This window comes from Nocardia sp. NPDC003693, from assembly GCF_053981095.1.
On sequence record NZ_JBSFNO010000061.1, the window covers coordinates 17,227 to 39,668 of the forward strand.

Annotated in this window: 20 protein-coding genes and 2 tRNA genes; 7 read left to right on the plus strand and 15 right to left on the minus strand. The window is 69.6% G+C overall.

Going from position 1 to position 22,442, the window contains the following annotated elements; all coding sequences use genetic code 11:
- Positions 1-350: 350 nt before the first annotated feature.
- The 6 genes from rho to argS form a co-directional block, all read right to left on the minus strand.
- Positions 351-2,282 (minus strand): transcription termination factor Rho, encoded by a 1,932-nt coding sequence (gene rho, locus ACWDOP_RS37160; RefSeq protein WP_456348824.1) that lies wholly within the window; start codon positions 2,280-2,282, stop codon positions 351-353.
- 456 nt (positions 2,283-2,738) lie between these two features.
- A complete protein-coding gene (gene thrB, locus ACWDOP_RS37165; protein ID WP_456348808.1) occupies positions 2,739-3,692 on the minus strand; it encodes a homoserine kinase in 954 nt (317 codons plus the stop codon).
- A 24-nt stretch (positions 3,693-3,716) separates the two neighbouring features.
- Complete coding sequence (gene thrC, locus ACWDOP_RS37170; RefSeq protein ID WP_456348809.1) at positions 3,717-4,796, minus strand: threonine synthase; 1,080 nt, start codon at positions 4,794-4,796, stop codon at positions 3,717-3,719.
- Entirely contained in the window at positions 4,793-6,130 is a 1,338-nt protein-coding gene (locus ACWDOP_RS37175; RefSeq protein WP_456348810.1) for a homoserine dehydrogenase, read from the minus strand. The genes thrC and ACWDOP_RS37175 overlap by 4 nt, the downstream gene beginning before the upstream one ends.
- Positions 6,127-7,548: a diaminopimelate decarboxylase gene (lysA, locus tag ACWDOP_RS37180; RefSeq protein ID WP_456348811.1), complete on the minus strand. Its 1,422-nt coding sequence runs from the start codon at positions 7,546-7,548 to the stop codon at positions 6,127-6,129. The genes ACWDOP_RS37175 and lysA overlap by 4 nt, the downstream gene beginning before the upstream one ends.
- Complete coding sequence (gene argS, locus ACWDOP_RS37185) at positions 7,548-9,206, minus strand: arginine--tRNA ligase (RefSeq protein ID WP_456348812.1); 1,659 nt, start codon at positions 9,204-9,206, stop codon at positions 7,548-7,550. Before argS ends, lysA begins: the two co-directional genes overlap by 1 nt.
- A 124-nt stretch (positions 9,207-9,330) precedes the next feature.
- On the opposite strand from argS, the gene ACWDOP_RS37190 reads away from it, so the two are divergent.
- The 4 genes from ACWDOP_RS37190 to ACWDOP_RS37205 all read left to right on the plus strand — a co-directional run bounded on the left by ACWDOP_RS37190 (position 9,331) and on the right by ACWDOP_RS37205 (position 12,610).
- A complete protein-coding gene (locus tag ACWDOP_RS37190; protein WP_456348813.1) occupies positions 9,331-10,272 on the plus strand; it encodes a DUF3105 domain-containing protein in 942 nt (313 codons plus the stop codon).
- On the plus strand, positions 10,272-10,976 hold the full coding sequence (locus ACWDOP_RS37195; protein WP_456348814.1) for a DUF305 domain-containing protein: 705 nt from the start codon (positions 10,272-10,274) through the stop codon (positions 10,974-10,976). Before ACWDOP_RS37190 ends, ACWDOP_RS37195 begins: the two co-directional genes overlap by 1 nt.
- Before the next feature lie 133 nt (positions 10,977-11,109).
- Positions 11,110-11,182 (plus strand) — tRNA-Arg (locus tag ACWDOP_RS37200).
- A 150-nt stretch (positions 11,183-11,332) separates the two neighbouring features.
- On the plus strand, positions 11,333-12,610 hold the full coding sequence (locus ACWDOP_RS37205) for an alpha/beta hydrolase family protein (RefSeq protein WP_456348815.1): 1,278 nt from the start codon (positions 11,333-11,335) through the stop codon (positions 12,608-12,610).
- Here the strand turns inward: ACWDOP_RS37205 and ACWDOP_RS37210 are convergent.
- Positions 12,565-13,926, minus strand: a complete 1,362-nt coding sequence (locus ACWDOP_RS37210) for a hypothetical protein (RefSeq protein ID WP_456348816.1) — start codon at positions 13,924-13,926, stop codon at positions 12,565-12,567. The genes ACWDOP_RS37205 and ACWDOP_RS37210 overlap by 46 nt on opposite strands.
- A 302-nt stretch (positions 13,927-14,228) precedes the next feature.
- Positions 14,229-14,585 carry a hypothetical protein gene (locus ACWDOP_RS37215; protein WP_454202550.1) on the minus strand — a complete coding sequence of 119 codons (357 nt, stop codon included), beginning with the start codon at positions 14,583-14,585 and terminating at the stop codon, positions 14,229-14,231.
- A 184-nt stretch (positions 14,586-14,769) separates the two neighbouring features.
- Between ACWDOP_RS37215 and ACWDOP_RS37220 the strand changes: the two genes are divergently transcribed.
- Positions 14,770-15,273, plus strand: coding sequence for an Rv0361 family membrane protein (locus ACWDOP_RS37220; RefSeq protein ID WP_456348817.1), 504 nt, complete (start codon positions 14,770-14,772; stop codon positions 15,271-15,273).
- A gap of 68 nt (positions 15,274-15,341) precedes the next feature.
- On the opposite strand, the gene ACWDOP_RS37225 is transcribed toward ACWDOP_RS37220, so the two are convergent.
- Positions 15,342-15,412: transfer RNA gene (locus ACWDOP_RS37225), tRNA-Cys, on the minus strand.
- Positions 15,413-15,480: 68 nt separating this feature from the next.
- The gene (locus ACWDOP_RS37230) at positions 15,481-16,374 is read right to left on the minus strand and encodes a DUF3105 domain-containing protein (protein WP_456348818.1); all 894 of its coding nucleotides are present in this window, start codon (positions 16,372-16,374) and stop codon (positions 15,481-15,483) included.
- A 90-nt stretch (positions 16,375-16,464) separates the two neighbouring features.
- Here ACWDOP_RS37230 and ACWDOP_RS37235 point away from each other — a divergent pair, with 90 nt between their 5' ends.
- On the plus strand, positions 16,465-17,007 hold the full coding sequence (locus ACWDOP_RS37235) for a MarR family winged helix-turn-helix transcriptional regulator (RefSeq protein ID WP_454202547.1): 543 nt from the start codon (positions 16,465-16,467) through the stop codon (positions 17,005-17,007).
- A gap of 67 nt (positions 17,008-17,074) precedes the next feature.
- Positions 17,075-18,127 carry a hypothetical protein gene (locus tag ACWDOP_RS37240; protein WP_456348819.1) on the plus strand — a complete coding sequence of 351 codons (1,053 nt, stop codon included), beginning with the start codon at positions 17,075-17,077 and terminating at the stop codon, positions 18,125-18,127.
- 96 nt (positions 18,128-18,223) lie between these two features.
- Here ACWDOP_RS37240 and ACWDOP_RS37245 read toward each other — a convergent pair whose 3' ends face one another.
- From ACWDOP_RS37245 to ACWDOP_RS37265, 5 genes are all read right to left on the minus strand, one after another.
- The gene (locus tag ACWDOP_RS37245; RefSeq protein ID WP_456348820.1) at positions 18,224-19,000 is read right to left on the minus strand and encodes an enoyl-CoA hydratase; all 777 of its coding nucleotides are present in this window, start codon (positions 18,998-19,000) and stop codon (positions 18,224-18,226) included.
- Entirely contained in the window at positions 18,997-19,893 is an 897-nt protein-coding gene (gene mmsB, locus ACWDOP_RS37250; protein ID WP_454202579.1) for a 3-hydroxyisobutyrate dehydrogenase, read from the minus strand. Before mmsB ends, ACWDOP_RS37245 begins: the two co-directional genes overlap by 4 nt.
- Before the next feature lie 8 nt (positions 19,894-19,901).
- Positions 19,902-21,005, minus strand: a complete 1,104-nt coding sequence (locus ACWDOP_RS37255) for an enoyl-CoA hydratase/isomerase family protein (RefSeq protein ID WP_456348821.1) — start codon at positions 21,003-21,005, stop codon at positions 19,902-19,904.
- A complete protein-coding gene (locus tag ACWDOP_RS37260; RefSeq protein ID WP_456348822.1) occupies positions 21,002-22,141 on the minus strand; it encodes an acyl-CoA dehydrogenase family protein in 1,140 nt (379 codons plus the stop codon). The genes ACWDOP_RS37255 and ACWDOP_RS37260 overlap by 4 nt, the downstream gene beginning before the upstream one ends.
- Positions 22,142-22,144: 3 nt before the next feature.
- On the minus strand, positions 22,145-22,442 hold a 298-nt coding region (locus ACWDOP_RS37265), incomplete at its 5' end, for an aldehyde dehydrogenase family protein (protein WP_456348823.1).

A 22,442-nucleotide genomic window follows, 5' to 3' on the forward strand; every position in this document is an offset into this window, starting at 1 on the left:
GCTGTGACCAGGAAGGACGCGTTCGCGGGGGTGGTCCTGGCGGGGTTGGCTCTGGCGGTGGTCGTGGGCTGGTGGTTCGCGCCCGGGGAATCCGGCGGCGGGACGGGGCAGGCTTCGGCGTCGCCCGCCGGGCCGCACGGGGACGGGGCCGCCCTCATCCATACGGCGGCCACGGCATCGGACAGCGGGGCCGGCGCCGTGACCGCCACCATTCTCGGATTCATGATCGCGGGGGCGATGCTCATCGGCCTCTTCTTCCACAGCCCCCGTCCGGTGCCGATCCTGCCCCGGAAACAGCAGCGGCCCCGCCGAAGCGGGGCCGTCACTGTCGATGTCGTTCTACGACAACTTTATTCGTCGATCGCGCCGGGCGCGGTCTTGGAGACCGTCATCAGGAACTCGACGTTGCTCTTGGTCTTCTTGAGTCGATCCACGAGCAGATCGATGGCCTGATGCGAATCCAGACCGGACAGCACGCGCCGGAGCTTGTGCAGGACCGCGGCCTCGTCGGGCGACATCAGTAGATCGTCGCGGCGGGTGCCGGACGGGTTGACGTCGACCGCGGGGAACACGCGCCGCTCGGCGATCTTGCGATCGAGCTTGAGCTCGGCGTTGCCGGTGCCCTTGAACTCCTCGAAGATGACCGTGTCACCGGTGGAGCCGGTCTCGACCATCGCGGTGGCGATGATCGTGAGCGAGCCGCCGTTCTCGATGTTGCGGGCCGCGCCGAGGAACCGCTTGGGCGGGTACAGCGCGGTGGAATCCACACCACCGGAAAGGATTCGGCCCGAGGCCGGGGACGAGTTGTTGTACGCGCGGCCCAATCGGGTGATCGAGTCGAGCAGCACGACGACGTCCTGACCCATTTCCACCAGGCGCTTGGCCCGCTCGATGGCGAGCTCGGCGACCGCGGTGTGATCGCCCGGCGGGCGATCGAAGGTCGAGGCGATGACCTCGCCGCGCACCGAGCGCTGCATGTCGGTCACTTCTTCGGGACGCTCGTCCACCAGCACCACCATGAGGTAGCACTCGGGGTTGTTCACCGCGATGGCGTTCGCGATGTCCTGCATGATCGTGGTCTTACCCGCCTTGGGCGGGGACACGATCAGCGCGCGCTGGCCCTTGCCGATCGGCATGATCAGATCGATGATGCGCGTGGTCAGCTTGTTGGGCGTGGTTTCCAGGCGCAGTCGCTGATTCGGGTACAGCGGGGTGAGCTTGTTGAATTCCGGTCGGCGCTTTGCGGATTCGACATCCGAGCCGTTGATGGAATCCAGCCGCACCAGCGGGTCGAACTTCTGCCGCTGGTTGCTCTGATCGCCGTCGCGCGCCGCGCGCACCGCACCGGTGACCGCGTCACCGCGGCGCAGGCCGTTCTTGCGCACCAGATTCATGGACACGTACACGTCGTTCGGGCCGGCCAGGTAGCCGGAGGTCCGCACGAACGCGTAGTTGTCGAGCACGTCGAGGATGCCGGCGACCGGCTGCAGGACGTCGTCCTCGCGGATCTCCAGCTCGCGGCTCTCGCGGCTGCTGCCGCTCTCGCCCGCCACGCCGTCCCGGTCACGCCCGCGACGCCGCTCCCGGAAGCGACGACCCCGGCGACCGCGGCCGCCTTCCTCGTCGTCGTCGGCGGCGCGATTGCGATCGCGGTCGTTGTTGCCGCCGCGCGCGGTGCCGTTCTGGTTCTGCTGGTTCTGGCCGCCCGACTGCTGGTTGTTGCGGTCGCGACGACGCTCACCGCCCTCGGACTCCGGCTTCTCCGCGGCGTCGGTGGCGCCGGCGTCACCGGCGTTGCCGGCCCCGCCGCGCTGCTCGCGGCCACGGCGCTGGCGGCCCCGGCCGCGCTCGCCGCGTTCGCGGGTCTCCTCGCCGCCGTCGGCCCGATTGCCTTCGGCCTCTTCACGCTTCGCCTCGCGGGGCTCGGCGGACTTCTCCGGAGCGGACCCGGCGGTCGCGGGCGCTTCGGCCTGCGCGCGGGTGTCCTCGGCCTTGGCGGCCGGGCTCTCGGTCTTGGTGGCCTCGCTCTTCGCGGCCTCGGCCTTCACGGCGGGGGTCTCGGCCTTGGCGGGAGCGGCCTCGGCGGACTCGCCCTTGGCCTTGGCGTCGGTGCGCTTGGAGGTGGACTTACCGCTCACCGCGCCGCCGCTCACGACGGCCGACTTGGCCGATCCACCCGACTGATTTTCCTTGATGGCGGCGATGAGATCACCCTTACGCATTCCGGAAGTGCCTCGAATACCGAGTTCCCCCGCAAGCGCACGCAATTGCGGCAACAACATTCCAGTCAGCCCCGATCGTGCGATGTCAGTGTGTTCGCTCATCTTCGAAATCTGTCCGGATTCACTATCGCGATCCGAGGAGTTTGAATCACTTTCCACCCCGGGTGTCGCGAGCAGGTCCGTCTCTGTCACGGAAATCCTTTCCTTCCCTCGACCGCCGTGTGCCTGATCGAGGGTTCCTCCTGCAGTCCGGTCTGATGCCGGACTCGGATGCCGTATCGCCTGTCCCGCCGGATCGGTGGGGGTACCTCCGCGTGGGCCTGCCCACCGAGTGAAAAGGCGGGAGAGATCATCCCAGTTGACTGGCTACCCCCAAGTTTCGAGCCTCAAGCCTCGAGCCTGAGCAAGGAGCCTCTGGAGCGATTGCCCTAATGAAGCACCGGCGTCTGACGCGCACGATGTACGGACTCGCTCAGGATAGCTCCCACCCTTTACATCGGCAAGGCAGGCACGCGGTCAATCCACCAGCACGCCGTCGGCGATGCCGGGTTCGAGAACACGCAAGCCGTCGGCGATCGCGAGTTCACGCAGTTCCGCAGGGAATTCGCTGGTCCCGAGGGCCAACACCGTCGGACCGGCGCCCGACACGGTGGCGGCGATGCCCGCCGCGCGCAGCCGTTCGATCCATTTCGTCGTGAGCGGCAGCGCGGAGGCGCGGTAGCCCTGGTGTAGCCGATCCTGCGTGGCGGCCATCAGCAGGTCAGGACGCTGCGTCAAGGCAACTACCGACAGCGCCGCGCGACTCGCGTTGAAAGCCGCGTCACCGTGCGGCACGGTGTCGGGCAGCAGACCGCGGGTGTGCGCGGTCGAGGACCGCTCCTCGGGAATGAGCACGACCGGGCGCAACGACGGATGCGGGTCCAGCCGCACCGCGCGGTACACGCGCTGATGGTGTTCGGCGGTGCCGTTGAGCTCGCCGCGCTGGTCGGTTTCGGTCCAGGACACCACGATTCCGCCGAGCACGCTGGCAGAGGCGTTGTCGGGGTGGCCCTCGAACTCCGAGGCCAGCTGCACCATGACGGTGTCGTCATAGGCCAGTCCGGCATCGAATTTCGCGGCGAGGCCGCGGCCGGCGGCCAGTCCGCCGACCACCGCCGAGGCCGAGGATCCCATACCGCGCGAATGCGGAATCACGTTGCGGCACACCACGTCCAGGCCGTCCGCCCAGACGCCCGCGGCCTGCAGGCCGCGCTCGATGGCCCGCACCACCAGATGCGAAGGGCCCCAGGGCACGTCGTCCGCGCCCTCACCCTCGACCCGGATGTTCAGCCCGGACTCGGCGGTGGTCACCGAGATCTCGTCGTACAGCCCCAGAGCGATTCCGAGGGAATCGAAACCCGGGCCCAGATTGGCGCTGGACGCGGGGACCCGCACCGTGACCGAAATTCCGGCGGGCAGGGTGCGAGTCATCACCTGACTCTCGCGCGAATTCACTCAGGCCAGCTCGAGTTCGCGGGCCACGGCCACCGGGTCGACACCGATGGGGGTGATCTCCGGCATGCCCTTGAGCGCGTTGTCCGGGTCCTTGAGACCGTTGCCGGTCACCGTGCAGACCACGGTCAGGCCCGGCTCGAGCCAGCCTTCGGCGCGCGCGGCGAGCAGACCGGCGACCGAGGCCGCCGAGGCGGGCTCGACGAAGACGCCCTCGGTGGCCGCGACCAGGCGGTACGCCGCGAGGATCTCGTCGTCGGTGGCCGCGCGGAACGCGCCCCCGGACTCTTCCTTCGCGGCCACGGCCTGGTTCCAGGACGCGGGCGCGCCGATGCGGATCGCGGTCGCGATGGTCTCGGGATCCTTCACCGGAGCACCGTTGACCAGCGGCGCGGCGCCCGCGGCCTGCACGCCGAGCATGCGCGGCAGCGACGTGGTGACGCCGTCGGCGAAGTACTCGTTGTAGCCCTTCCAGTACGCGGTGATGTTCCCGGCGTTGCCGACCGGGAGCACGTGCACGTCGGGGGCCTTGCCGAGCACATCGGCGATCTCGAAGGCCGCGGTCTTCTGGCCCTCGATGCGGTACGGGTTGACCGAGTTCACGAGGCCGACCTCGGGGAACTCCGCGGTGACCTTGCGCGCCAGTTCGAGGCAGTCGTCGAAGTTGCCCTCGACCTGGATGATCTTCGCGCCCAGCATGACCGCCTGGGCCAGCTTGCCCATGGAGATCTTGCCCTGCGGGATCAGCACCGCGCAGTGCATGCCGGCCCGGGTGGCGTACGCCGCGGCCGAGGCCGAGGTGTTGCCGGTGGAGGCGCACAGCACGGCCTTCTTGCCGCTGGCCTTGGCCTCGGTCATGGCCATGGTCATACCGCGGTCCTTGAAGGAACCGGTCGGGTTCGCGCCCTCGACCTTGAGGTACACCTCACAGCCGGTCAGCTCCGACAGGTGCGTGGCGGGCACCAGCGGGGTGCCGCCCTCGAACAGCGTGACGGGCTCCCAGTCGGCGCCCAGCGGGAGCCGATCCCGGTACGCGGCGATCAGACCCGGCCACGGGGTGTGCGTGGCAGCTGTCGTACTCATTCCTCGGTGCCTTCCAATCTCAGAACACTGGTCACGGATGTGACGGAGTCCAGCTCGGCCAACGCGGCCACGGTATCGGCCAGCGCGGATTCCAGCGCGTGGTGGGTCACCACGACCAGGCGGGCGCCGACATCGTGCCCTTCCTGGCGAACCGTCGAAATGCTGACCCCGTGCTTGGCGAACTCGCCCGCCACCGCTTCCAGTACACCGGCGCGGTCCGCAACCTGCATGTTCACGTGGTAGCGGGTGGGGGTGTCACCGACAGCCGCGATCGGCAGCTCAGCATAGACCGATTCGCCGGGCGCGCGGCCACCGTAGAACTTGTTGCGCGCCGCCATCACCAGGTCGCCCATGACGGCCGAGGCGGTGGGCGCGCCGCCCGCGCCCTGTCCGTAGAACATCAGGCGGCCGGCGTTCTCGGCTTCCACGACCACCGCGTTGAACGCGCCGCTGACCGAGGCCAGGGGGTGCTTGCGCGGGATGAGCGCGGGGTAGACGCGCACCGAGATGGATTCCTTGCCGCTCTCGTTGGTGACGCGCTCGGCCATGGCCAGCAGCTTCACGGTGCAGCCGACGGCGGCGGCGGTCTCGAGATCCTCGGATGTGATCTTGGAGATGCCCTCGCGGTAGACGTCGGCCGAGGTCACGCGGGTGTGGAAGGCGACAGAGGCCAGGATCGCGGCCTTGGCGGCGGCGTCGTAGCCCTCGACGTCGGCGGTCGGATCGGCTTCGGCGTAGCCCAGGCGGGTGGCCTCGGCCAGCACGTCGCCGTAGTCCGCGCCGGTCTCGGCCATGGCCGAGAGGATGAAGTTGGTGGTGCCGTTCACGATGCCGACCACCCGGTTCACCCGGTCACCGGACAGCGACTGGATGAGCGGGCGCACAACCGGGATGGCGCCGGCGACCGCGGCCTCGAAGTACAGGTCGGCCCGGTTGTTCTCGGCCGCGCCGGCGAGCTCGCCGGTGTAGTCGGCCAGCAGCGCCTTGTTGGCGGTGACCACGGACTTGCCGGCTTCGAGCGCGGACTTGATCAGGGCGCGGGCCGGATCGATGCCGCCCATCACCTCGACCACGATGTCCACGTCGTCGCGCGCGACCAGGGCCTGCGCGTCGGTGGTGATCAGCTCGGGGGCCAGGCCGCGATCCTTGCTCGCGTCGCGCACGGCCACGCCGCGCAGCACGACGGGGGCGCCCACTCGGTTGGTCAGGTCGTCGGCGTGCTCGCGGATGACGCGAACCACCTCCGTGCCGACCGTGCCCATGCCGAGGACGGCGATTCCGATGGGATGATCCGATCCCCACACATCGCCTTTGGTACTGGCTACCTCGGTCATGCATTCACCTCCAAGCTGAGTAGGTCCTCCACCGTTTCACGACGAAGGATCAAGCGCGCCTTGCCGTCTCGCACAGCGACCACGGCGGGACGCGTGAGCATGTTGTAACGACTCGACATCGAGTAGCAATACGCGCCGGTCGCCGCCACCGCAACCAGATCCCCCGGACCGACGTCGGCCGGGAGCCAGGTGTCACGAATGACGATATCCCCACTCTCGCAATGCTTTCCGACCACACGAGCGACGACCGGATTGGCATCGCTGGATCGCGAGACCAGTCGGCAGTCGTATTCGGCCTGGTACAGCGCGGGCCGGATGTTGTCGCTCATGCCTCCATCGATGCTGACATAGCGACGGCGCAGGCCCGCATCCAGGACCACGTCCTTGGTGGTGCCGACCTCGTACAGGGTGACCGTGCCCGGCCCGGCGATGGCCCGGCCCGGTTCGACCGCGATGGTCGGGACCGGCAGGCCCGCGCGCTCGGCCTCTTCGGCCACGATGCGGCGCAGCTTGGCCGCGAAGTCGTCCAGGGCCGGCGGATCGTCGTGCGGCAGGTACGAAATACCAAGGCCGCCACCGAGATCCAGCACGCTGATCTGCGCGGCGCGCTCGACGCCGAACTTGTCGACCGCCTCGCGCAGCAGGCCCAGCATGCGGCGGGTGGAGATCTCGAAACCGTCGATCTCGAAGATCTGCGAGCCGATGTGCGAGTGCAGGCCCACCAGGCGCAGGTTGTCGGACTCGAAGACCCGGGCGATGGCCTGCATCGCGTCGCCGCTGGCGATGGAGAAACCGAACTTCTGGTCCTCGTGCGCGGTGGAGATGTACTCGTGGGTGTGCGCCTCCACGCCCACGGTGACGCGCACCAGCACCTCGGCGACCTTGCCGGCCGCCTTGGCGACGGCCTCGAGGCGATCGATCTCGATCAGCGAGTCCAGCACGATGTGCCCGACCCCGGCGGCGACGGCCGCTTCCAGCTCCGGAACCGATTTGTTGTTGCCGTGCAACGCGATTCGCTCGGCGGGGAAGCCCGCGTGCAGCGCGACGGCGAGCTCGCCGCCGGAGCACACGTCCAGATGCAGGCCCTCGTCGCGAATCCAGCGCGCGATCTCGCCGGACAGGAACGCCTTGGACGCGTAGTGCACCCGCGCGCCCGCGCCGAAGGCGCGCACCATGTCGCGGCAGCGCGAACGGAAGTCGTCCTCGTCGATGACGAACAGCGGGGTCGCGAACTCCGCGGCCAGCTCGTGCACGGGCACCCCGGCCAGCCGGACCACGCCGTCCGCGTCACGGGAGGCGTTGCGGGGCCAGACATTCGCGGGCAGCTCGATCATCTGCCGCGGATTCTCGGGCCGCTCGGGCAGATTCGGCGCGGGCGGGATGTCGGCGTGCCGGGGACCGGCGGGATGGGCACTCATTACATACGCTCCGGAGCACTGACGCCTAGCAGGCCGAGGCCGTTGGCGAGAACCTGACGGGTGGCTTTGACCAGCTCGAGGCGGGCCGCGTTACGGGGACTGACGGGCTCGTCTCCCAGGGGGAGCACGCGCATGTCCTTGTCCGACTGGAAGGGGTGGTACGCGCCGGCGAGTTCCTCGAGGTAGCGCACCACCCGGTGCGGCTCGCGCACCTCGGCGGCGGTGGCCAGCACCCGGGGGTACTCACCGAGGGTGCGGATCAGCTCGCCTTCGCGATCGGCGGTCATGAGCGCGAAATCCGGTGCGACCGAATCGAAGTCGAACGCCGCCGCATTGCCGATGATGTTGTTCGTGCGGGCGTGCGCGTACTGCACGTAGTACAGCGGATTCTCGTTGTCGGCCTTGGTCCACAGATCGAGGTCGATGTCGATGCTGGAGTTCACCGACCACCGCACCAGCGAGTACCGGGCCGCGTCCACGCCGATCGCCTCGACCAGATCGTTGAGGGTGATCACGGTGCCCGCGCGCTTGGACATCTTCACCGCCGCGCCGTCCCGAACCAGGTTCACCATCTGGCCGATGAGCACCTCGACGGTGTCGGGGTCGTCGCCGAAGGCTGCCGCCGCGGCCTTCAACCGGCCGATGTAGCCGTGGTGGTCCGCGCCGAGCATGTAGACGCACAGGTCGAATCCGCGCGAGCGCTTGTTCTGGAAGTAGGCGATGTCGCCGCCGATGTACGCGGAGTTGCCGTCGCTCTTGATGACGACGCGATCCTTGTCGTCACCGTATTCGGTGGAGGCGATCCACCACGCGCCGTCCTTCTCGTACAGGTTGCCCGAGCCCTTGAGCGTCTCGAGCGCCTGCTCGACCGCGCCGGAGGCGAACAGCGCGCTCTCGTTGAAGTACACGTCGAAGTCGACGCCGAAGTCGTGCAGGTCCTGCTTGATCTGCGCGAACATGAGCTCGACGCCCTCGCGGCGGAACAGCTCGTGCCGTTCGGCCTCGGGCAGGCCCGGCGCCTCGGGGTGCGCGGCCACGACCGTGGCGGCGATGTCGTTGATGTACGCGCCGCCGTAGCCGTCCTCGGGGGTCGGCTGCCCGGTGGCCGCGGCGACCAGCGACTTGGCGAACCGGTCGATCTGCGCGCCGTGGTCGTTGAAGTAGTACTCGCGGGTGACGGCCGCGCCCTGGGCGGACAGGATCCGGCCGAGCGCGTCACCGACCGCCGCCCAGCGGGTGCCACCCAGGTGGATGGGCCCGGTGGGGTTGGCGGAGACGAATTCGAGGTTGATCTTCTGGCCGCCGAGGGTGTCCGCGGTGCCGTACGCCGCGCCCGCGGCGAGGATCTTCTCGATGATCGCGCCCTGGGCCGCCTTGGCGAGGCGAATGTTCAGGAACCCGGGACCGGCGACCTCGGCGACCTCGATGCCCTCGGCCTGCCCCAGCGCCTCGGCCAGCAGGCTCGCGAAATCGCGGGGGTTGATTCCCGCCTTCTTGCCTACCTGCATGGCCACATTCGTGGCATAGTCACCGTGCTCAGGGTTGCGGGGACGCTCCACCTTGACCTCGTCGGGCAGGACCGCGGGGTCGGATCCACGTTCGACAAGTACCTTCGCAGCGGTTGCGCGAAGGAGATCTGCAAGGTCAGCTGGAGTCACGAGTCACTATCCTATGGTCTGAGCAGGTGAACGCCGCGAGCGGGCACCTCCCGGGCAGGCGCCCAGCAAACGATGCGGCCGCACCGTTTGATTGTCCGACACGTCGAAGAGAGCACAACGAGCTATGCCGAGCAGGACCAGTGCCAAGTCGGCCAAGGCCGTGAAGGCCGCGGGCAAATCTTCGCGTTCCTCCCGTAAGGGCGGGAACGGCAAGCTGCCCAACCAACGAACCATTCCCTGGATGACGATCGCCGCCGTGGTGGTGGTGCTGGGTCTGATCGGCGGTATCGCCGCGGTCCTGGTGCCCAAGTACCAGGCCCGCGAGGAGCTCAAGAATCCGTCGGCGTACATCGACGGCGTGGTCAAGAAGGATTATCCGGCGGGTCTGCACGTGGCCGCCACCCAGCGGGTGGCCTACGACCAGGCGCCGGCCTTCGGTGGCCCGCACGACGGTTCGTGGGCGAACTGCATGGGCACGGTGTACGCCAAGGCGATTCGCACCGAGAACGCCGTGCACTCGCTCGAGCACGGCGCGGTCTGGGTCACCTACAACCCGGACAAGGTCGACGCGGCGGGCATCGAGACCCTGAAGGCGAAGGTCGAGGGCAAGCCGTACTCGCTCATGTCGCCGTACCCGGGCCTGGATTCGCCGATCGCGCTGCAGGCGTGGGGCCATCAGCTCAAGCTGGACTCGGCCGACGACGCGCGGGTCGACAAGTTCATCAAGAACCTGCGCCTGAACGAGAACACCTACCCGGAGGTCGGCGCGAGCTGCTCGAACCCGACCTTCGACGCGGAGAACCCGCCGCCGTTCGATCCGAGCGCGCCCGGCCCCGACGCGGTGCCCATGGACGGTAAGGGCCTGACCCAGGATCCGACCGAGCTCGGCGGCGGCGCGAGCCCGTTCGGCAACGGCCTGTCCGGCATTCCGGGGCTGGAGAACATCCCCGGTATGGAGACCGTCCCCGGCGGCGTGCCCGCGATCCCCGCGCCCACCGACGGCCCGGCCCAGCCTGCCGGTCCGACCGAGCCCGCCGAGCCGGCCGCCCCGGCTCCGGCCCAGTAATGCCGCCCTTGCTCGCACACGACGAGTCCGGCGACCACGAATCGACGGCCCCCGCCCGGGAGCCGGGCCGCGGTCAGCGGCCCGCGCTGCTGGTGCTCGGGGTGATCGCGCTCGTGCTGCTGGGGTTCGCGGCGGGTCTGCTCGTGGGCAACCGGGACACCGCCGCGGCCGCGGGATCGGTGGATATCGGCTTCAGCCAGGACATGTCGGTGCATCACGCGCAGGCGGTGGAGATGTCGGCCGTCGCGCTGGCCGGTTCGGACGATCCCGCGATCAAGCGGCTGGCCTACGACATTCTGACCACCCAGCAGAATCAGGCGGGCCGTATGCAGGCGTGGCTGTCGCTGTGGGGTGAGCCCCTGTTGCCGTCCGACGGCTACATGGGCTGGATGAGCGACGCGAGTTCGCATCACGGCGGCGGGCAGCACACGGGCCCGGTTCCGTCCATGCCGGGCATGGCCTCGGACCAGGAACTGGCGACCCTGCGCACGGCGACCGGTGCGACGCTGGACAAGCTGTTCCTGCAGCTCATGCTGCGGCACCACCAGGGCGGCATGCCCATGATCGAGTACGCCGCCCAGCGCGCGGACACCGATCAGGTGCGGCACCTGGCGGGCAGCATGGCGAAAACCCAAGCCGGCGAGTCGCAATTGATCACCCAGATGCTCGCCGAGCGCGGCGCGACCCCGCTCCCGATGAACTGAGCACGAGCCGTTCGCGGCGCCCGGCCGGGCGCCGCAAAACGCCCGGTCCGAAAACCTTTTTGGCCCAGCGCACCCGATGCGCTACGCTTTCGGAGCCCGCTCGGAAGCCAGATGGTCCGAGGGGTTCTACCCCGCCCTCGTAGCTCAGGGGATAGAGCGTCTGCCTCCGGAGCAGAAGGCCGCAGGTTCGATTCCTGCCGAGGGCACCGGATGGTAAGGCCCCGACCGTGTTTCATGGTCGGGGCCTTACTCGTTCCGGGGAGCGGGCACCCTGTCCGGGATATACACCGGCCGGTGCCACCACGCAGCCGTTTCCTTGCGGGTTCCGGGACCGACAGAGCGGTATGTTTCTGGACATGTCGGACATCGAGGCGGTGCATGCGCGACGGCCGCGGCACACGCCGCGCCGGCGGTCCGGATTCGTCGCCGCGACGGCCTTGGCCGCGGCGATCGTGAGTTCACCGGTCGCCATCCGGCCCGCCGCCGCGACCCCGGTGGTCGACGACTCCCCCGACCTGTCGTTCTATTCCGCGCCGGACGACCGGATTCCGGGACCGCCCGGCTCGATCATCCAGATCCGGGCCGTCATCGGCGATCCCGGACTGCCGAACGCGCGAAACTACCTGCTGCTGTACCGATCCGTCGACATGCAGGGCATGCCGGTGGCCGTCTCCGGCACGGTGGCCGTCCCGCAGGGCAGCCCGCCGCCGGGGGGCTGGCCACTCATCTCCTGGGCGCACGGCACCACGGGGGTGGCCGATGTCTGCGCGCCGTCGCTGGACGCCTCCGAGCTGTATCCGGCGCGCGACTACACCGCGCTCGTGCGGCAGGTGCAGGCGCGGTGGATCGCGGCCGGGTACGCGGTCGCGCAGACCGACTATCAGGGGCTCGGCACCCCGGGCCCGCACGGCTATCTCATCGGGACGGCCGAACAGCGCGCGGTGACCGATATGGCCCGCGCCGCACGCGAACTCGAACCCGAGATCGGCAAACGCTGGGTCGCCATGGGGCATTCGCAGGGCGGGCAGGCCGCGATCTTCGCCAATGCCCAGGCCCAGCAGTGGGCGCCGGAACTGCGGTTGCTCGGCGCGGTAGCGCTGGCGCCGGCCTCACATCAGGGCGTGGGGCTGCAGGCGGCTCAGCTGGCGACGGTGGCGGGCGTGCCGAGCGCGGGCGCGGCGCTCGCGGGTGAGTCGACGGCCTTCCTGCCGTTGATCATTCGCGGCGCGCAGACCGTCGCCGACATCGATCCGGGCAGATTCCTGACCGCCCACACCACGGCGATGGTCTCGCTCGCGGATGCCAGCTGCATCGGCGGCCTGCGCGGCCCGCAGGCGTGGGGCGGTCTGGCCATGAACGAGGTCTTCGATCCCGAGGGCGACATGAGCGCGCTGACCGACGTGCTCAACGAGAACGATCCCGGCGCACTGACTTTCACCCGCCCGCTGCTGGTGCTGCAGGGCCGCGAGGACACGGTCGTGCCCGCGGTGGCCACCGATTCCCTGGTGGCGAAACAGCGCCTGGCGGGACAGCCGGTGCAGTACCGCGGCTACGCGGGCGCGGATCATCGCGGGGTGCTCGAGGCGTCCTACGACGACGCGCTGCTGTGGGTGAACGCGCGCTTCGCGGACTGAATCGCGGTCGGCCGCAGGCGATACAGCAGCGCCATGCCCGCCGCGCAGCCGAGTGTGACGGCCAGCGCCGTCCAGCCGGGCGTCGCCGACACCACGCTGGTCGGATCGCGATACCACCGCGGCGAGTAGGCGATGCGCCCGAAGCTGCTGCCGCGCACCGCGATCACCAGGCACGGCACCACCAGCGCGGTCAGCGCGACCACCATGCTGGTCGGGGCCACCGGCGCGGGGCCGGCGAAGCAGTAGCCCATGAGCAGGCCGAGCGCGGTGATTCCGATGATCGGGATGACGGCGTCGGCGTGCGCGTGGTCCGCGGACAGCGCGGCGAACACCGCCAGCAGTCCGGTTCCGGCGAAACCCAGCCACGGCGAGAAGCCGCGCCTGCCCAGATAGAAACCGAGCAGCACGCCACCGACCTGCATGAACGCACTCCAGTCCGGGCGCGGCACGGTGAAAATGGCGCTGCCGGAATTGGTGACCGCCACCGCGAGCAGCACGTACCGGCCGTCGCGGCCGGGCAGCACGAACGCCGCGAGCAGCGCCGCGAGCACGGTGACAGCCGTGGCGAGCGCGATGTTCGCCACGGTGTCCGGCTGCCGCACGAACCAGTCAGTGGACAGCGCGGTCGCCATCACGAGCACCAGCGCGGCCGTGATCGGGGCGATGGGCAGATCGGCGGTCTCGGCGTCGGGCTCCTCGCTCGGGCGCTGCACGCTCATCCCGGCGGCCAGTGCGAGTACCGCGAGCAGTAGCAACCAGATCGGCGGCGTGCCGACCGAGAGCCAACCGGCGAACGAGGATTCACCGTCCGCGTCGGGCAGCGCGGTGAGGTCGCCGAACAGGATGGCGCCGAGCGCGCCGACGAGGAATGCCATCGAAGTGAGTCGCCGGCCACAGGCCGCCACCGCGAGGGCGCCGAGCAGGATGCCGCCGAAGATCGAGTCGATGTAGTTGACGGTGATGAGCGTGCCGGTGAAGGAGGAGTTCAGATTCCAGACGTGATCCGCGAGCAGGATCGTCGCCGAGCTGAGGGAGATGAGCCAGGCGGCCCGGCGCCCGAGCGCCACCGCGAGCGCGGCGGCCACCACCGCGAAGATCGCCCCGGCCGCAGCGGCACGGGGCATGTTGAGTACCAGCATGTCCAGTTCGAGCGGGCCGCCGTCGGACCACGCGAGATCGAGTGGGGCCATGAGCAACAAACCGGCGACCACCGCGCCGAGAAAGGCGGACAGGACCTCGGCCAGATTCCCGAAACGACGTAGCTCAGGCACGACCGCCATATCCATCGGATATTCCAGGGCGGACTTCGCGCCCATATCGTCACCTCTCATCGGTGATGCGACGCTTATCGCGCTACAGCATTTCGAGCAGCTAACCGATCTCGAGGTTAACAGCCAGTGCCCATACCGGAGAGGGTGAGTGAAATTGCCCACATTCACACCGGAGGCGGCCGGGCTGCGCGAATGGGCATCGACCGCGCCGCGGCGAGCCGGGGCCTACCCCATCTTCGACGCCGACCCGGAACCGAGCACTCCGGGGGCATCGTGCGATTCGAGGACGTTGCCGAGCGGGCGAATCTCACCGCGTCCCGGCGGTGGATTCGTGACGGCGGTGTCCCTCAGGCGCAGCGGAAGCGGAACGTGGCGACAGCGGTGAGGCCGGGAACCACGGCCACCTGCTGCACGGGGTCGCCGTCGACCATGCAGCCGGACAGCTCGCCCGCCCGCACCGCGTAGCAGCCCGCGCCGGCCGGGAGCGTGGCCGCGCCGGTGACATCGGTCGTGACGGTCGACAGGGCGGGGCCGCCCGCGCACGGCGTGATCTCGGCGGTGACGCCGGCGATCGGGAACTCCTCGGGGCCGTAGACCGCCCGCACCTGCACCCCGGCCGCGGCGGCGGGTGGCTGCGCGGCGGCGAGCGGGGCGGCCGCGAGCGGGGCGGTGAGAACGGCGAGAACGGCGAGCGTGCGGCGCACGGGCACTCCTTCGGGATCGAGCCGGGCGAATTCGCCCTCGCGCCAATATATGTGGTGGGCAGCCCCGCGCGGCCGTCGCGCGGCCCACGGAACGTCGTGCGCAGCGGACGCGGATCCCGCCGGGACACAATCGTTGTGGCGTAAGGTGCGGGCAGTTCACTGCCAGGACGATCGAAGGAACCTGATGACCCTGCCGCCCGGCGGACAACCGCACAGCCCCGCCCCGGATGTCGAGCACCCCACCGGAACCCGGGGCGGCGGGCGCAGACCACTACTGATCGGCGTGCTCGTCGCGGCGGTCGTGCTGGTCGGCGGCGGCGTCGCGGCGACCCTGGCCCTGGGCGGCAAGTCCGATCCCACCGCCGCCGAGCAGATCGAATCCGCGATCCGCGACTTCTACGGCACGCTGTCCGCCGACGGCCCGTCGGTGGCGGTCGAGCAGGCGTGCGCCGCCGATCGCGCCGAGTTCGCCGCGCTGCCGGACGCGCAGAAGGCCGCCGCCGATCGCGGCAAGTTCACGATTCGCATTGTCGGCGTTGCCGATATCGCCATCGCCGCGGAGACCGCGACCGCGCAGATGACGGGTTCGCTCGCGCTGGCGGGCGTCGAGGACAAGACGACGACGGCCACCGAGCACCTGCGCCTGGAATCGGGCACCTGGAAGGTCTGCTCCGCGGACGGCAAGTAGCGCGGGAAGCGAACGCGCACACACGAATCAGGCCCCCACGACGAACCGTGGGGGCCTGACCCTTCCAGAGCGAGCGGCGGGAGTCGAACCCGCGTATACGGCTTTGCAGACCGCTACCTGGCCACTCGGTCACACCCGCATCGTCATCAATAATGACCTGCGCCAATGTGATTGCCCAGGGTTGGGATCAGCGTGATTTCAATGCGCTCACGGCGCGGGCGGCGGCTCCGGGGCGGGCGGGGCCGGGGGCGCCTCGGGGCCCGGCGGGGGCGGCGGCGCGTCGGGGGCCGGTTCGGGCGCGGGGGCCGGAGGCGGCGGCGGTGCGACGGTGGTGGTCGGCAGTGTCGTGGCCGTCTCGGCGATCGCGTCCGGCCCGGGGGCGGTGGTGTCCGCGCGCGGCGGGGCCACCGGGTCGATGCTCGGGTTGGAACAGGTCGCGCCCGGCTCGGGGTGCGTGTAGTCGTTCACCCGCAGCGCGGTGATGAAGTGCTCGATGCGCTCGTCGCGCGGGTCGGCGAGTTTGATCTGATGGCCCCAGGACTGCAGCGAGATGGGGGTGGTCAGGCCGGGGTACGGCGACATGAACATGTAGGGCTTGCCCACGACCAGCGTCTTCAGCACCGCCTGCCCGTCGGCGTCGAGGGTCTCCGGGTTGTAGGTGATCCAGACGGCGCCGTGTTCGAGGGAGTGCACCGCGTTCTCGTTGCGGACCGCGACCGCGTACTCCACACCCGTGCACGGCAGCCAGGAGCCGTCGTGCGGGCCGCCGAACGGCGGGGACTGGGTGTAGGCCACCCGCTGCTGCCCGGTCACGTGCAGGCCGGCGGGGTAGTCCTTGCGCACGACGCCCGGGATCCGCTCGGAGGGATCCCGGTCACCCTTGGTCGGGGCGAATTCGCTTGCGCCCGCTGCGATGTCGTCCTCCGCTGCGGCCGATCGCTGCAGTGACCAGACGATGACGCCCACCGAGAGCAGCAGGGTCGCCGCGGCCAGCCCCAGGATCTGGGTGCGCCGATTGCGCTGAGGTGGCTGCGAGTTGGGGAAGGGCACCATGTAGGGGCCCGGTGCGGAGTCGGATTGCGGGTCGGGCGGGTTGATCACGTACTGCCTCCTGTTCGCGCGCAACAGTACGACACCGGATCGGGCTCGGTGCGGCGGAGTTTGCCCGGATCGCGTGCGATGATCGATGTCATGTCCCGGCCACGTCCCCTGCCACTGGATCCTATCGAGGAGGCACACCGCCAGTGGACCGAGCACGGCTGGGGTGAAGTCGCAGATGGGATGGCCGCGGTCACCTCGCTGGTGCGCGCGCAGCAGATCGTGATGGCCCGGGTGGACGAGGCGCTCAAGCCGTCCGGGCTGACCTTCTCGCGCTACGAGCTACTCATGCTGCTGGGTTTCAGCAAAACGGGCGCCCTGCCGATGGCGGTGGCCAGCGCGCGCCTGCAGGTGCATCCGACCAGCGTCACCAACACGGTCGATCGGCTCGAGGCGGCGGAGCTGGTGAAGCGGGTGCCGCATCCGAGTGACCGGCGGGCGACGCTCATCGAAATAACCGATGCCGGAAGGGAATTGGTAGCCAAGGCCACCACCCAGCTGAACCGGCAGGTCTTCGCGAACGCGGGCCTGGCGCCGGATCGTTTACAGCTGCTGCTGCAATTGCTGGCGGAATTCCGGCAGACGGCGGGCGACTTCGACAGCGGTGGCGCGCCGACCCGCTGGGCCGGGCAGTAACCGTCCAGCATCCGAGCAGCCAATTTCCTGCGTCATAGTCTTGGAATCGGGCCGCAAAGGGTTCACCATGGAGGCCATGGTGCTGGTCCTCGGGGTGTCCGCCGGTGCGGCCGGTGCGCGCGCCATGCTGACCCATTCCGATCAGCCCCATCTGCCCCCGATCGATCGGTGCGAGGTCGAGCGGCGCGCGGGCGGCGCGCTGGAAGAGGGCGTGTTCGAGGCCATTCGGCTCATGCGCAAATCCGCGGCCCGCCGCGACGAGTTCATCACCGGCATCGCCGTGACCTGTCGCTGTTCCGCGCACGCCGAGGCGGTGCGCACGACCGCGGGCCGCAATCGCCTGACCGTCATCGACGAGCCGGTCGCCCAGCTGCGCTATCTGCGGTTCACCGGCAGGCTGCCCGCCGAGGGTTCGATCCTGCTGTACGACCTCGGTGCGTCGGGTCTGACGCTGACCCAGATCGACTGCCGCACCGACGCGATCCTGGCGACCAAGCGCAGTCCCGTGCTCAGCGGCGACGGTCACGATTCGCTGCTGCGCTGGCAGCTGGTGCGCAGCGGGGTCACGGTGGATCTGGGCACGAGCCGCCGCTGCAAGGAGGCGCTGGCCGCCGAACGGGTACTGACCGTGCAGGATCCGGTGACGGGTCAGCGCGCGGTGCTGACCCGCAGCGATTTCGCCGATCTGGTGGCCGCGGGCATCCACCATTCGGCCTCGTTCGTGCGGCAGATGGTCGAGGAGACCGGTGTGCACCCCACCGGCATGGCCCTGCTGGGCGGCTGTTCGCGCAGCCGGAGCATTCGCGACGGCCTGGAGCAGCAACTGGACCTGCCCCTGATCTACGATCCCGAGCCCGAATTCGTCTCCACCCGCGGCGCGGTCCTGCTGGCCGCCGAACGCCCGTCCGCCCGCCGCGTCCGCAGTGTCCGCTTCAATCCCGTTCCCGCCCTGCGGGCTCAGGTGGAGGCCCCGGTGTCCCGCCGCAAGGTGGTGGCCGCCATCGCCGTCACGGCGACGCTGGGCGGCACGATCGCCGGCGCCCTGGCGATGGACCGCAACGGCGATCACCCGGACAAGCCCGCGACGGTGGAGGTCGTAGGCCCGCCCAGACACGGCTGAATCCGGTTCGCCCGTACCGTTTTTCGCCGCGCAACGGCGGACGTCCCGCCATCCGTGCGGATGACGGGACGTCCGGGTGCGGAACTCTCGCGAGTCCTACTTGTGGCTGAAGTCGGCGGGCCGCTTCTCGACGAACGCGGTCATGCCTTCCTTCTGATCCTCGGTCGCGAAGAGCGAGTGGAAGACCCGGCGCTCGAAGCGCAGGCCCTCGCCGAGGGTGGTCTCGAAGGAGCGGTTCACCGCCTCCTTCGCGATCATGACCGACGGCAGGCCCATGCCGGCGATGGTCTCGGCCACCTCGAGGGCGGTCGCGACCAGGTCGGCGGCGGGGACGATGCGCGAGACCAGGCCCGCGCGCTCGGCCTCCTCGGCGTCCATGTTGCGGCCGGTGAGGATCAGGTCCATGGCCTTGGCCTTGCCGACGGCGCGGGTCAGGCGCTGCGAGCCGCCCATGCCGGGGATGACGCCGAGCTTGATCTCGGGCTGGCCGAACTTGGCGGTGTCGGCCGCGAGCAGCAGGTCGCACATCATGGCCAGTTCGCAGCCGCCGCCCAGGGCGTAGCCCGCGACCGCGGCGATGATCGGCTTGCGGAAGGCGGTCAGGCGATCCCAGCCGGCGAAGTGGTCGGTGAGGAACATGTCCATGTAGGACTTGCTCTGCATCTCCTTGATGTCCGCGCCGGCCGCGAAGGCGCGCTCGGACCCGGTGAGCACGACGGCGCCGATCTCGCTGTCGTTCTCGAGCTCGTCGAGGGCGGCCGAGATGTCGGCCAGGACCTGCGAGTTCAGCGCGTTGAGGGCCTTCGGCCGATTGAGCGTGATGAGCGCGACCCGCCCCTTGCGCTCGAGCAGAATGGTCTCGAAGTCACTCACGCGTTGTCTCCTCCAGATCGCTTACGGATATCGGTGACGATAGCCGAGAAATCCTTGCCCGCTTCGTCCTGGTTGAAGCGGTTGTAGATCTCCGCCGCCAGCAAACCGATCTGTCCGTCGACACCGTTGGCCTGCAACGCGTTCGCCGCCAGACCGAGGTCCTTGGTCATGAGCGCGGTCGCGAAACCCGGCTTGTAGTCGTTGTTCGCCGGGCTGGTCGGCACCGGACCCGGCACCGGGCAGTACGAGGTGAGGGCCCACGACTGCCCCGAGGCGGTGGAGACCACGTCGAAGAACTTCTCGTTGGTCAGCCCAAGCTTCTCCCCCAGCACGATGGCCTCGGACAGCCCGATCATGGAGATGCCCAGGATCATGTTGTTGCAGACCTTGGCGGCCTGGCCGACGCCCGCGCCGCCGCAGTGCACGACCTTGCCGCCCATGACCTCCAGCAGCGGCAGGGCCGCGGCGAAATCGGCGTCCGCGCCGCCCACCATGAAGGTGAGGGTGCCCGCCGCCGCGCCCGCGACGCCGCCGGAGACCGGGGCGTCCAGGGCGCGGTGTCCCGCCGCCGCGGCGAGTTCGGCCGCGGCCTTGGCGTCGCCGACGTCGATGGTCGAGCAGTCGACGAACAGGGTGCCGGGCCGCGCCGCGGCCAGGATCTCGCGATAGAGGTCGAGCACGATGCGCCCGTTGGGGAGCATGGTGATGACGATCTCCGCGTCGGCCACGGCCGCGGCGGTGGTCTCGACGACGGTCGCGCCGTCGGTGCGCGCCTGCTCCTGCGCGGCGGGCACGGGGTCGTAGGCCAGGACCTCGTATCCGGCCTTGACCAGGTTGGCGGCCATGGGTCCGCCCATGTGACCCAGACCCAGGAATCCGACCTTCTTGCCGATTTCAGTGCTCACAGGGAATCCTTTGCGATCAAACCCAATTCGCGATCCCCGAGGTCGCCGAAGTAGGCGTCCACGTCGGCGGTGGTGACGTCGGCCAGGGTCGCGGGCGACCACTGCGGATTGCGATCCTTGTCGATGACCTGGGCGCGAATGCCCTCCACCAGGTCGTGGGTGTTCAGCGAGGCGGCCGAGACCCGGAACTCCTGGTTCAGCACCTCCTCGAGGCTCGCGGCGGCGCGGGCGGCGCGCAGCGAACGCAGCGTGACCTTCAGGGCCACCGGCGATTTGGCGAGCACGTCGGCGGCAGCCTTGGCGGCCTCCGGCGTGCCGTGGCCGCGCAGGCGGTCCACGATCTCCTCGACACTGTCCGCGCCGTAGCAGGAGTCGATCCACCCGGCCTGCGCCACGAAGTCCGACACCGGCGCGGGCTGCGCGAACTTCGCGATGGCCACCTCGACCTCGTTGGCGCGCAACGCCTCCAGCAGGTCCGGCAGCTGTTCGGACGGCACGAAGTAGTCCGCGAACCCGGCCGCGATGGCGTCCCCGGCGCTCATGCGCGCGGTGGTGAGCGCCACGTGGGTGCCGATCTCGCCCGGGGTGCGGGCGAGCAGGTAGGTGCCGCCCACGTCCGGGATGAAGCCGATGCCGGTCTCCGGCATGCCGATCATGGAGCGTTCGGTCACGATGCGGTGGCTCGCGTGCCCGGACAGTCCGACGCCGCCGCCCATGACGATGCCGTCCATGACGGCGACGTACGGCTTGGGGTAGGCGCCGATGAGTGCGTTGAGGATGTACTCGTCCCGCCAGAAGCGCCCGCTCGGCGAGTCCGCCGCGACGTAGGGCGAATCGCCCTGTGCCACGGCCTGCTTCGCGTCGTTGTGGATGGCGACGATGTCGCCGCCCGCGCACAGTCCGCGTTCGCCGGCGCCGGTGAGCACGACCGCGCGCACCTCGCCGTCCGTCGCCCAGTCCCGCAGCGCCGCGAGGATCGTGAGCGCCATGGGGTGGTTCAGGGCGTTGATGGCGCGCGGCCGGTTCAGCGTGATCAGGCCGAGCCCGTCGCGCTTGTCGATGAGCACTTCGGCTTCGGACGTACCCACAGTTTCGCTCATGCCGCTCCTACCACCGAGCGGGCGACGACCACCCGCATGATCTCGTTCGTGCCTTCCAGAATCTGATGCACCCGCAGGTCGCGGACGATCTTCTCGATCCCGTATTCGGCCAGGTAACCGTAGCCACCGTGCAGTTGCAGGGCCTTGTTGGCCACCTCGAATCCGGCGTCGGTGGCGAATCGCTTGGCCATGGCGCAGAGTTCGACCTTGTCCGGCGCGTCGGCGTCCAGCGCGGCCGCGGCCCGCCACAGCAGCGTGCGGGCGGCCTCGAGGGAGGTGCGCATGTCGGCCAGATCGAACTGCAGGGCGGTGTTGTCCAGCAGCCGGGACCCGAAGGCCCGGCGCTGGGCCATGTAGCCCACGGTCCGGTCGAGCGCGAACTGCGCGCCGCCGAGCGAGCAGGCGGCGATGTTGAGCCGCCCGCCGTTGAGCCCGTTCATGGCGATGCGGAACCCGTTGCCCTCGGCGCCGAGCAGGTTGGCCGCGGGCACCCGGGCCTCGTCCATGATGACCGCGCGGGTGGGCTGGGCGTTCCAGCCCATCTTCTTCTCGTTCGCGCCGAAGGACAGCCCGGGGGTGTCGGCGGGCACGATGAACGCCGAAATACCCCGCGCGCCTTCGTCTCCGGTGCGCGCCATGACGACGTACACGTCGGTGCTGCCGGCGCCGGAGATGAATTGCTTGACGCCGGTGAGCAGATAGTCGTCACCGTCGCGAACGGCCCTGGTGCTCAGGGCCGCCGCGTCCGAGCCGACACCGGGTTCGGTGAGCGCGTAGCTGGCCAGCAGATCCATGGAGGTCAGGCCCGGCAGCCACCGATTGCGCTGTGCGTCGTCGCCGTAGCTGTCGATCATCCACGCCGCCATGTTGTGGATGGAGATGTAGGCGGCGATGGCGGGGCAGCCGGTGGACAGCGCCTCGAAGATCCGCACGGCGTCCAGCCGGCGCAGCTCCGAGCCGCCCACGTCCTCGCGGACGTAGATGCCGCCCAGGCCGAGCTGCCCGGCCTTGCGCAGCACGTCGATCGGGAAGTGCTTGCGCTCATCCCAATCCAGCGCGTCGGGGGCGAGCAGCTCGTCGGCAAAGGCGCGGGCGGTCTGCACGATCGCCTGTTCGTCTTCGTCGAGTGTGAACATCGATCAGTCCATGGTCGGGATGACGAACGCGTTGGACTCCTTGAGACCGGAGGGCCAGCGCTGGGTGACGGTCTTGGTCTTGGTGTAGAAGCGGATCGAGTCCGGGCCGTGCTGGTTCAGATCACCGAAGCCGGAACGCTTCCAGCCGCCGAACGTGTGGTAGGCGATCGGCACCGGGATCGGCACGTTGATGCCGACCATGCCGACCTGCACGCGCGCGGCGAAGTCGCGGGCGGTCTCGATCGCCGCGAGCGCCCGCAGGTCCCCGGCCGACAGCTCAGCGATCAGCCGCGAATCGGCC

Bases quoted from the DNA above. Each gene is read 5' to 3' on its own strand.
- rho (WP_456348824.1), bottom strand. From the start codon at position 2,282: ATGTTGTTGCCGCAATTGCGTGCGCTTGCGGGGGAACTCGGTATTCGA.
- thrB (WP_456348808.1), bottom strand. From the start codon at position 3,692: ATGACTCGCACCCTGCCCGCCGGAATTTCGGTCACGGTGCGGGTCCCC.
- thrC (WP_456348809.1), bottom strand. From the start codon at position 4,796: ATGAGTACGACAGCTGCCACGCACACCCCGTGGCCGGGTCTGATCGCC.
- ACWDOP_RS37175 (WP_456348810.1), bottom strand. From the start codon at position 6,130: ATGACCGAGGTAGCCAGTACCAAAGGCGATGTGTGGGGATCGGATCAT.
- lysA (WP_456348811.1), bottom strand. From the start codon at position 7,548: ATGAGTGCCCATCCCGCCGGTCCCCGGCACGCCGACATCCCGCCCGCG.
- ACWDOP_RS37190 (WP_456348813.1), top strand. From the start codon at position 9,331: ATGCCGAGCAGGACCAGTGCCAAGTCGGCCAAGGCCGTGAAGGCCGCG.
- ACWDOP_RS37195 (WP_456348814.1), top strand. From the start codon at position 10,272: ATGCCGCCCTTGCTCGCACACGACGAGTCCGGCGACCACGAATCGACG.
- ACWDOP_RS37205 (WP_456348815.1), top strand. From the start codon at position 11,333: ATGTCGGACATCGAGGCGGTGCATGCGCGACGGCCGCGGCACACGCCG.
- ACWDOP_RS37210 (WP_456348816.1), bottom strand. From the start codon at position 13,926: ATGGGCGCGAAGTCCGCCCTGGAATATCCGATGGATATGGCGGTCGTG.
- ACWDOP_RS37220 (WP_456348817.1), top strand. From the start codon at position 14,770: ATGACCCTGCCGCCCGGCGGACAACCGCACAGCCCCGCCCCGGATGTC.
- ACWDOP_RS37235 (WP_454202547.1), top strand. From the start codon at position 16,465: ATGTCCCGGCCACGTCCCCTGCCACTGGATCCTATCGAGGAGGCACAC.
- ACWDOP_RS37240 (WP_456348819.1), top strand. From the start codon at position 17,075: ATGGAGGCCATGGTGCTGGTCCTCGGGGTGTCCGCCGGTGCGGCCGGT.
- ACWDOP_RS37255 (WP_456348821.1), bottom strand. From the start codon at position 21,005: ATGAGCGAAACTGTGGGTACGTCCGAAGCCGAAGTGCTCATCGACAAG.
- ACWDOP_RS37260 (WP_456348822.1), bottom strand. From the start codon at position 22,141: ATGTTCACACTCGACGAAGACGAACAGGCGATCGTGCAGACCGCCCGC.